This window comes from Myxosarcina sp. GI1(2024) (assembly GCF_053543375.1).
This window is the reverse complement of record NZ_JBKGTY010000004.1, coordinates 290,845-300,149: the sequence shown is the minus strand read 5'-3', so window position 1 is coordinate 300,149 and position 9,305 is coordinate 290,845. Positions and strand designations below refer to the sequence as shown.

9 protein-coding genes and 1 tRNA gene are annotated in these 9,305 nt (G+C 41.9%); 4 read left to right on the top strand and 6 right to left on the bottom strand.

Annotated features, from left to right (window positions below):
• Positions 1-92: 92 nt before the first annotated feature.
• The 3 genes from ACLFKQ_RS18890 to ACLFKQ_RS18880 form a co-directional block, all read right to left on the bottom strand.
• Positions 93-506, bottom strand: coding sequence for a hypothetical protein (locus ACLFKQ_RS18890; RefSeq protein WP_449001297.1), 414 nt, complete (start codon positions 504-506; stop codon positions 93-95).
• Positions 507-524: 18 nt separating this feature from the next.
• Positions 525-1,028 carry a hypothetical protein gene (locus ACLFKQ_RS18885; protein WP_449001296.1) on the bottom strand — a complete coding sequence of 168 codons (504 nt, stop codon included), beginning with the start codon at positions 1,026-1,028 and terminating at the stop codon, positions 525-527.
• 137 nt (positions 1,029-1,165) lie between these two features.
• Positions 1,166-1,239: transfer RNA gene (locus ACLFKQ_RS18880), tRNA-Met, on the bottom strand.
• 163 nt (positions 1,240-1,402) lie between these two features.
• Between ACLFKQ_RS18880 and map the strand changes: the two genes are divergently transcribed.
• Positions 1,403-2,167 (top strand): type I methionyl aminopeptidase, encoded by a 765-nt coding sequence (map, locus tag ACLFKQ_RS18875; RefSeq protein WP_449001295.1) that lies wholly within the window; start codon positions 1,403-1,405, stop codon positions 2,165-2,167.
• Here map and prmA read toward each other — a convergent pair.
• Positions 2,164-3,057, bottom strand: coding sequence for a 50S ribosomal protein L11 methyltransferase (gene prmA, locus ACLFKQ_RS18870; protein WP_449001294.1), 894 nt, complete (start codon positions 3,055-3,057; stop codon positions 2,164-2,166). The two genes, map and prmA, sit on opposite strands and share 4 nt — an antisense overlap.
• A 416-nt stretch (positions 3,058-3,473) precedes the next feature.
• Here prmA and ACLFKQ_RS18865 point away from each other — a divergent pair, with 416 nt between their 5' ends.
• Positions 3,474-3,860 (top strand): photosystem I reaction center subunit IV, encoded by a 387-nt coding sequence (locus ACLFKQ_RS18865; protein WP_449001293.1) that lies wholly within the window; start codon positions 3,474-3,476, stop codon positions 3,858-3,860.
• A 102-nt stretch (positions 3,861-3,962) separates the two neighbouring features.
• Here ACLFKQ_RS18865 and mltG read toward each other — a convergent pair whose 3' ends face one another.
• On the bottom strand, positions 3,963-5,042 hold the full coding sequence (gene mltG / locus ACLFKQ_RS18860; RefSeq protein ID WP_449001292.1) for an endolytic transglycosylase MltG: 1,080 nt from the start codon (positions 5,040-5,042) through the stop codon (positions 3,963-3,965).
• Positions 5,039-5,635, bottom strand: coding sequence for a DUF3727 domain-containing protein (locus tag ACLFKQ_RS18855; protein ID WP_449001291.1), 597 nt, complete (start codon positions 5,633-5,635; stop codon positions 5,039-5,041). Before ACLFKQ_RS18855 ends, mltG begins: the two co-directional genes overlap by 4 nt.
• Before the next feature lie 222 nt (positions 5,636-5,857).
• Between ACLFKQ_RS18855 and ACLFKQ_RS18850 the strand changes: the two genes are divergently transcribed.
• Both ACLFKQ_RS18850 and murD read left to right on the top strand, forming a co-directional pair.
• Entirely contained in the window at positions 5,858-7,690 is a 1,833-nt protein-coding gene (locus tag ACLFKQ_RS18850) for a glycosyltransferase family 39 protein (protein WP_449001290.1), read from the top strand.
• A gap of 134 nt (positions 7,691-7,824) precedes the next feature.
• Complete coding sequence (murD, locus tag ACLFKQ_RS18845; protein WP_449001289.1) at positions 7,825-9,279, top strand: UDP-N-acetylmuramoyl-L-alanine--D-glutamate ligase; 1,455 nt, start codon at positions 7,825-7,827, stop codon at positions 9,277-9,279.
• Positions 9,280-9,305 lie beyond the last annotated feature (26 nt).

The following is a 9,305-nucleotide window of genomic DNA, read 5'->3' as shown; positions in this document are numbered from 1 at the left end:
TCTGTGAGAATTTAATGCCTTTTACTTTAATCTAATTCACCCGAATCTTAATCAGTGGTTTTTGTTCGCGAAACTTACTCGCGAACCAATGCTCATTTCTCATCTATTTTTCTCTGGGAATTTTTAAAATGAGAATTGCTGCAATCTCCCAATGCCGAATTATTTTTACCCGTAACCTGGGGAAAATTTTGTTTTATATTCCCTAGCTCCCACATTTCCCACCATTCAGGATAGAGACACCAGACAATTCTTTCGCTTTGATTTTTCGTTTTGCTAACCCTTATCCTCAAATACCCTGGAGATTTTTTTATCGATTCGAGGTCTAAGTAGAATAACTCAAAATTTCTCAATCCGTATGCTGCCATCAACCCAAACGCATACTGCCAACCGCAACGATTGGGAATTTTTCCTCGCCACTGCTCTATTTCTAAATCTGTAGGAATTTCTCTAGGATTAACCGAGCTAGGCGAATAATTTCCAGCATATTCAGACGGCTCGAAATCCACACCAGCAAACTCAGCTAGTTATTTTAAGTAAGTACAAGCTTTTTTTCTGGTTCTCGTATCGGGTTTAGTTGACAACACAACTTCCAACAACGTAGCGCGGTCGAGCTTTGTACCGTCGGGAAATTTATTAAATATCTTAAGATAATCCTTCCAGGTTGTCTCAGATTTTTCGTTTCTCTCGCGTTTGTTGAAGTAATCTTCTTCAAATTTATCTACCCAGTAATTTACCGAGCCAACTGCACGGTCTGAATTCAAATAGTTAGACCAATCAAATTCATTGAGAGCGATCGTAGCTCCTAGTTTTTGCGCTTCTTTTTCAGCAACCTTAATACCAGCACCATTAGCATAGATATCTAAAGCCACGGTCTGCTGGCTAAATTTAGTTTTGTTACTTCCAGGTTTCGGTGGCAGCATTCCTCGTAGCGATAACTTGCTACCCCGTCTAAAAATGATTACTCCTGTGTTAGTCAACTTCAATCTTTGATTTGCCGCCGACAATAACCTGTCTAATTTGTCTCCCACGCGATCTAAATCCGATCTATTTTCTGCTGTAATCCGATCTATTTTCTGCTGTAAATTGTTATATTTTATTGTACCTGGAAGTAGATCGACATTACAACAGTTTACGCTGGGATTGGCTTTTAGTTTGAGTTTAGGAATGGCTCGGGTCAGATTTGAACTGACGACCTAGGGCTTATGAGTCCCCCGCTCTAACCAACTGAGCTACCGAGCCTAGTAAGCACTCGATTGTTTTAGCTAACTGGATAATTATAAAATACTTTTTAAATTTTTGGAACCTCAATCAAAAATCATTCTCAAAAATTGGCTAGGATAAATTACACGACGAAAAATACTCAAAAATATTAGAATCATCTAGCGAGCCGAGAACGACATTTATGGGAAGCGAACGAATTACTTTACTTTCTAGCCGAGAAATAGATAAAATGCGCCGTGCTGGAACTTTAGCTGCCGAGTTACTCGAGTACCTATCTTTTTTAGTCAAACCAGGAATCAGTACTTTAGAGCTCAATGATGCAGCTGAAGCCTGGACGCAAGCCAGACAAGCTAGAAGTGCGCCACTAGGTTATCATGGCTTTCCTAAATCTATTTGCACTAGCGTTAATGAAGTGATTTGTCATGGAATTCCTAATGCCAAACAAATACTTAAAGAAGGAGACATAATTAATATCGACGTTACTCCGATTTTAGATGGCTATCATGGCGATACCTCCAAAACTTTTTTTGTTGGCACTCCTTCTCCTGAAGCTAAAAAATTAGTAGAAGTCACCGAAGAATGTTTGCATCGCGGTATTGCCGAAGTCAAACTCGGTGCGAGAATAGGCGATATCGGTGCGGCAATTCAAGAATATGCTGAAGCTAACAACTATTCAGTAGTCAGAGATTTTGTCGGACATGGAGTCAGCCATATTTTTCATACTGCTCCTCAAATTCCCCATTACGGTAGGCGAGGTAAAGGCAAAAAGTTAAAACCTGGTATGGTTTTTACCATCGAACCGATGATCAACGAGGGAACGTGGGAATCGATAACTCTCGATGATGGCTGGACGGCAATTACCAAAGACGGCAAATTATCCGCTCAATTTGAGCATACGGTTGCTGTTACCAAAGATGGAGTAGAAATTTTAACCCTGCCTAACTAATATTCCGAACGGCGAATGTTAAAGCAGCACCACTCTTTGCGTCTCCATAAAGCGGCGACAGTCCATCCGTAAGCTTCGACTAAATCGGCAATTGCGTCTGCTTGTTCCAACAAAATGCCGCTTAAAATAGCCCAACTGCGCTCGCCAACGAGCTCATTAAACTGAGGAAACAGCTCACTAATCGTATCGGCAAGAATGTTACAAATAATGCCATCAAAAGTCAGTCCGAGTTTTATTAGTTGTTCGATACTGCCATCACTAACGGTTACTCGCTCTTTACCTATTTGATTTAGCTGACAATTGCTTCGAGAGGTTTTAGTAGCTAGAGGATCGGTGTCTACAGCATAAACTCGTTTCGCGCCGAGTAAGCTCGCTCCGATGGAGAGGATGCCAGAACCACAGCCAATATCAGCAATAACTTGGGACTCAGCGTTTTCGTAGAGTCGCATCTCTAGAGATTCCAAACACAGTTGAGTAGTAGGATGAGTTCCGGTACCAAAAGCTACCCCTGGATCGAGACGTAGAATAACTCTATCTGAAGCTTCGGAAAATTCTAACCAAGCCGGATAGACCATAAAGCGATCGCCAATTTTCGTGGGTTGCCAATATTGCTTCCAACTATTCGCCCAGTCTTCTTCATTAGTTAATTGCCATTGAACTTCGGGTAGAGCTGCGGCGAGCGATTTGGCATCTCGATTCAGCCATTGACATAAAGCTGCTAAATCGGATTTTTGCACCTTAATTTCGGGAAGATAAGCGCGAATTAGCAGACGTTCTTCTTTGACCTGACTAGCAGTTCCGGAACAACCAAATTGTTCTAGCCGCCAAAAAAACGATTCTTCTAAAATTGGTTCGCAGAGTATAATTATTTCCCACCAGCGATTAGACATAAATTTTTTGCGTTATTGGGTTATGTATTATCTCCAGAAGGATAGGTTAGGTTATTCTTCCAGTTATTTTCCTACTGTATGTCAATATTTAAGCTTCATCTACATTTTTCGAGTTTAAATAGGGGGTTAATTTGGCGATCGCTATTTATTCTCTATGCACTAGCATCTTTTTTCAACCTTAAATTAGGATTGAATTTTTATGTACTTGCGATCGCCGGAAGAAAAATGTCTTTTTCAAAGAATTTTTGTTATGTTTCGTAAAAATTTATTAGCGAGAAGGTTTGATAAACTTGTCTGTAATGTTTAACGGTTAATATCTATTTAGCCTAAAAACCAATAATAAGAGTAAGTTGTCGGCAATTTTTCTCTTATTTTAAAAAAACCACCAAACAAAATTAATTTTCAGGAGACTAATCATGGTTCAACGAGGTTCTACAGTCAGAATTCTTCGTCCGGAATCCTATTGGTATCAAGACGTTGGTAAAGTAGCGACCGTTGATAAAAGCGGAATTCGCTACCCGGTAATCGTTCGTTTTGACAAGGTAAACTATGCTGGAGTCAATACTAACAACTTCGCCGAGTCAGAGTTGGTAGAGATCGAAGCACCTAAAGGCAAAAAAGCCCAGAAAAAAGCCAAAACTCCTGCTTCTGATAACAAACAAACCCCAGTGGTGGCTAAAACCCGCCGCACTGGAAGCGAAGAACGCCGTGAAGACGTTAGATCGGGAGCACAGCCAGAAGCACCAGGGGATAAAAATGTTCAGACTGAAGGCGATCCCAACCAAGGAACGGAAGCTCGTTAAGTAAGTAGCTGTTAGCTATAAGCTATAAACTACTGTCTGAATCATATATATAGAAAGAGGTTGAGGAGAGCAGTCTGAATTCTCTTCTCAACCAAAAAAAAGCTACTTTTGTTGTCTTTGACGACGAATTTCTTTTGTGGCGGCTTGATGTTCGGCTAGAGTTTTGCTAAAAACGTGAGTGCCATCGTAGCGGGCAACAAAATAGAGATATTCAGTTTTTTCGGGATTGAGAGTGGCTTTAAGACTAGCAATTCCAGGAGAGGCTATGGGAGTGGGGGGCAAGCCAAAATTTATGTAGGTGTTGTAAGGAGAAGGCGTTCCTACCTGAGCATAGGTTAGAGGTTTATCGGCAGTCTGTTTGATTCCCAATCCATACTCTACAGTGGGATCTGTTTCTAGTTTCATTCCCCGTTCTAATCTGGCAGCAAACACTCCGGCAATTAAGGCTCGTTCCTCAGCGACGACCGCTTCTTTTTCTACGATACTTGCCAAAGTTACCCAGTCGAGTAGACTGAGATCGGTTTGTGCTTCTTGATAAACGGGAAGAGCGACTTGTTGAAAGCGATCGAGCATTACTTGAATAATTGCCTGAGGATTAGTAGCGCGATCGCTGCTAAGTTTATAGGTATCGGGGTATAGAAAACCCTCTAAAAGCGGTAAATCGGACGGCAACCAAGGATAGCGTTCGTAGTGTATTTCGCGGGCAGCCGCTTCAAACTCTGCCGCACTAAAATAATCTAAAGTGGCAAAATATTGACCCATTTGCTCGATCGACCATCCTTCGGGAATAGTAAAGCGAGTCTGCATAATTTCGCCGCGCCAGATTTTACCAGCGATCGCCGGTAAAGATTCTTGAGGAGATAATAAATAAGTACCTGCTTTAAATCCACCTGTAGAGTCTAATTGTCGCTGTTGCCAAGACCAAATTTTCCAGGCATCTGCCGACTGAATCAAACCTGCCGCTAATAACTGATCGCCAATTTGCCGTCCCGTCATGCCGCGCTCGACGGTAAAACGTACTGAATTGGTACCTAATTCGGTTTCTTGTCGGGCAACAGGGGCAGTCGCTCCTCGCCACCACAACCAACTAGCGATCGCACCAAATCCGAAAATTAGAGCAAAAATACCGAGAAAATAGGGTAACTTCGATTTTTTTACAGCGGTCGTGGTAATTTTCTTCATTCTTCATCCTCCGAACGCTCGGATTCGTCAAACAGCAGTTCTTGTAAAATCGGCAACAAATTTTCCTGTTCTGGGGACACTAATTCTAGCCGATTTTCTAAATCGTAGCGAGCAAAGAACAATAGTGGAGTTAAAGGTGTATAAATACAGTACTTGCGTCCGAAGTGATAGAAACTAGCCAGCAACTGTAATTCTTCTGGTTCTAGCTGAAAGTCTTCTTCATCTAGATTTAAAGTCAAAATTTCATCTTCTTCCAACGGCGGGAGTTCGCCGATCGCAGTCAGAGTATAGGCAGTATGGTAGAGATAGAGATTTTGTTCGGCGAGTACGGCTTTAGCATCGCCAAAAATTTCTGCGATTTCAGCATCGTCTTCTAGCATCGTGGCTTCTACTTCATCATTTTCATCATCTTCTTTATCCCAACTCATGATTACTATTGGTATATCTGTTGGCATGAGTAATAAATAGGTTATGCCATCGACTTCAATAGAATGCTCGATGTAGCAGGGAAGAGATCGCCCATTTTCATCAACTAAAGTTAATGTCTCTCCATCGTATTGTTCGTTGTCTCGATTAAATTGAGATGAAGACATGATCGGAAGTGCTGTTACGGTTCGATAAAATTCGATCGCTATAGATGTTAGTTTTCAAATGCGATCGATTTAGTTCAAAACTCAGAATATCATGACCCAGGACGCGAAAACGTTTTACCTGGGAGTAAGTGCTAATTAATCGCTCTCGTTCTCAAGCAATTTTTTAAATACTCGGAGATCGGTAAAATTGAAAAGATTTGTTTCTTTAGGAATATTTCAGTTATGGGCGATCGCCGTGGAGTTAAGGAGCGAAATGTTTGGATACACTGGGGTTTGCTGTTGTTTTGGATTTTAATTGGCGCAATTTTGCGCTTTACCAATCTAGAATCTAAACCACCCTGGGCTGATGAATGGGCGACTTTGGTATTTAGTCTCGGCAAGAGTTTTAAAACCATTCCCTTAGAGCAAATAATTTCACTCGATAATATTTTGCTGCCAGTAACAATAGACCATGAGCTTCAAAATTTGGATGTCGTCCGACATCTGATGAATGAAAGTACTCATCCTCCACTATATTTTCTTTTAACTCACTGGTGGTTGCAACTATTTCCCAGCCAAACAGAATTAGTATCTCTTTGGCAGGCTCGTTCCTTAAGTGCCCTATTTGGAGTATTAAGTATTCCCGCTATGTTTGGCTTGGGTTATTTGCTACGCAGTTCTTTATTAACCGGTCAGATAGCGGCAGCACTAATGGCAGTTTCTCCCTACGGAATTTATTTGGCTCAAGAAACCCGTCATTACACCCTAGCAATTCTTTGGGTTATTGCTTCTCTAGCTTGTTTGTTAGTTACGATAAAGTGCTTGCAAACCAAGTCTTTGCCACCTACCGCCGTAATTCTACTGTGGATCGTAGTGAATAGTTTGGGGATGGCTACCCATTATTTCTTTGCCCTTTCCCTACTCGCTCAAAGTGCAGTTTTAACTGGATTTTGTTGGCGAGAAGCAAACTCAAAAGGGTTTAAATATTATTTAGACATTCTCGGTTCCTACCGTTGGCGTAGAGTCGCTATGGCAATGTTAGGCACTTTTATTGGTTGTATTGGATGGATCTTAGCCTGGAAAACTATTCCCGACGACCGCCTGACGGAATGGGTATATCAGGACGATCCTTTAGGAGGAGAATTTTTCGCGCCAATTCCCAGACTGTTTGGCTGGATCGTCACGATGTTGTTAATGTTGCCCCTACAGAGCGTTCCAACTACGGTAATTATTATTTCCATTGTAATTATCTTGCCGATTTTAGTTTGGCTAGCCATCGCCACACTGAACTATTTTAATCGGGTGAAACATACGAGCGATCGCCTAATTATTTGGTATCTTCTCGCTGCGATCGGCTTAATTTGGGGATTTACCTATATATTCGATCGCGATTTAACTCTAGCAGCGCGATTTCAGTTTTTTTATTTTCCGATGGTTATACTGGCGATCGCCGCTGTTTTTAGCGAATTATGGCGCAAAGTAGCTCAGCAAAGTAAATTTCAAACAAAACGGCATATTCGAGCTTCAAGAGCTTTAGTTATCCTTACCCTATTAATCGGCGGTTGTGGTGGAATCAGCGTGGTTAATAATTTAGCCTATCAAAAACCAGACCGACCCGATTTAGTCGTTCCGGTAATCTTAGAAGCCCAAAAACAATATCCCACAATTCCCACTGTAATCGCTACCGTGCATAAAACTCACGAACAAACTGGTGAAATGATGGGTTTAGCCTGGGAGTGGCAAAGACTTAGAGCCAAAAATTTAGCCAAGTCAGGGGAAGTTTCGTCTCTTAATAACCATTCCTCGACCGAGACCTCATTGGCAGGATCGCATCGCTTCTTCAGTGAAGTCTCTCTGTCGCCACCAAAATTTTTGTTACTACATAAAGAAGAAGACGAGGATATTCCGACTCGCAATCTAAATCGGCAGATCGAGCAGTTATCTCGACCTGTGGATGTCTGGGTGGTAAATTTTTCAGCATCAGTAAAATTGGAGACTCAAAACTGTCTTGTAGACGAAAATTTCCATCGGCTGAGAGTTTCTGGTTATCGCTATCGACTGTATCATTGCTCTTGAGTGAGCTTAGCTCTTGCAAAAAACAGAAGACGAGTAAAAACAACTCGTTCCTCAGAGCGAAGCGAGCTAAAAACGTATTAAATTGTAAAAGCGATAGCCTATTGCTAACTACTGCTCGTTAATTACCACTACTTATGCCCAAAGCTGAGATTATTGGATTAGGAAGATCGGGAATTGCTGCTGCCAAACTTTTAAATCGAGACGGTTGGCTGGTAACTATAATCGATTCTGCCACCGAAACCCAGCTAAAATCTCGTTTTCATGCCGATGAATTTCAGGCATCAACACAAAAGTTAATCCAAGAAGGAATTGAAGTCAAACTTGGCTCTAAGATCGCTTTGGCTCTCAATAAGTTGCCAGACTTAGTAGTAGTTAGTCCTGGCGTTCCTTGGGATATACCCGCCCTAATCGAAGCCAGAAAATTAGGAGTTGAAACCATTGGCGAGATCGAACTAGCTTGGCGTTATCTCAACACAGTTCCTTGGGTGGGAATCACGGGGACTAATGGTAAAACTACCACAACGGCAATGGTTGCAGCTATATTCAAAGCGGCCGGTAAAATCGCACCTGCCTGTGGCAATATCGGTCATGCTGCTTGCGAACTAGCTTTATCGCATTTTGAGAATAAATCTAGCCAGCTCGATTGGATTGTTGCCGAACTGAGTAGTTATCAAATTGAATCTTCCAGTCAACTCGCTCCCAAAATCGGTATTTGGACGACTTTAACTCCCGATCATCTCGATCGCCATAAAACTCTAGAAAATTATGCGCGAATCAAAGCTTCTTTACTACATCGCTGTAACCGACAAGTTATTAACGGCGACGATCGCTACTTACAAAGTGTAGTAAGAGAACAATTTCCTCGTGCTTATTGGACGAGCATTCAAGGCAAAGATCGATTAACCTGCGATCGCACCAAAACAGTATATTTGGAAGAGAACATGTCTGCTGAGGAAACCTCGACAGCTTATGCTGTCCGTGATGATTGGATTGTGGCTTTTGGCGAATTAATTTGTCCGATTTCCCTGTTTAAAATGCCTGGGTTACACAATCGACAAAATTTGTTACTAGCGATCGCCGCAGCTAAACTAGCAGGAATTAATAAAAGTGCGATCGTCGAGGCAATTACCACTTTTCCTGGGGTAGCCCATCGCCTCGAACCAGTGGGAACTCATCGCGGAATTAAGTTTATCAACGATAGTAAGGCGACTAATTACGATGCAGCAGAAGTGGGTTTAGTTTCTGTAGAGGCACCAGTTATTTTAATTGCAGGTGGAGAAGCAAAAGTAGGAGATGATACCGCTTGGTTAGAAGCCATTAAAGCCAAAGCAGTATTTGTATTATTAATTGGTACTGCCGCTCCACTGTTTGCCCGCAGATTGAGCGATCGCGGCTACGATAATTATGAAGTCGTCACCACCATGAAAAATGCCGTATTCAAAAGTCTGGAACTTGCCTTAAAAACCCAAACAACTGTAGTGTTACTATCTCCCGCCTGCGCTAGTTTCGATCGCTATCAAAGTTTCGAACATCGCGGGGAACACTTCCGCCAGCTTTGCCAACAGCTTTTTTCCCAAGCAAATGAATAGAAAAATTTTCTGGTTCGCGATTACTA

What these genes read in the sequence shown, in the direction of transcription:
- ACLFKQ_RS18855 (WP_449001291.1), bottom strand. Translation starts at nt 5,635, where the DNA reads ATGTCTTCATCTCAATTTAATCGAGACAACGAACAATACGATGGAGAG.
- murD (WP_449001289.1), top strand. Translation starts at nt 7,825, where the DNA reads ATGCCCAAAGCTGAGATTATTGGATTAGGAAGATCGGGAATTGCTGCT.
- mltG (WP_449001292.1), bottom strand. Translation starts at nt 5,042, where the DNA reads ATGAAGAAAATTACCACGACCGCTGTAAAAAAATCGAAGTTACCCTAT.
- ACLFKQ_RS18850 (WP_449001290.1), top strand. Translation starts at nt 5,858, where the DNA reads ATGGGCGATCGCCGTGGAGTTAAGGAGCGAAATGTTTGGATACACTGG.
- prmA (WP_449001294.1), bottom strand. Translation starts at nt 3,057, where the DNA reads ATGTCTAATCGCTGGTGGGAAATAATTATACTCTGCGAACCAATTTTA.
- ACLFKQ_RS18865 (WP_449001293.1), top strand. Translation starts at nt 3,474, where the DNA reads ATGGTTCAACGAGGTTCTACAGTCAGAATTCTTCGTCCGGAATCCTAT.
- map (WP_449001295.1), top strand. Translation starts at nt 1,403, where the DNA reads ATGGGAAGCGAACGAATTACTTTACTTTCTAGCCGAGAAATAGATAAA.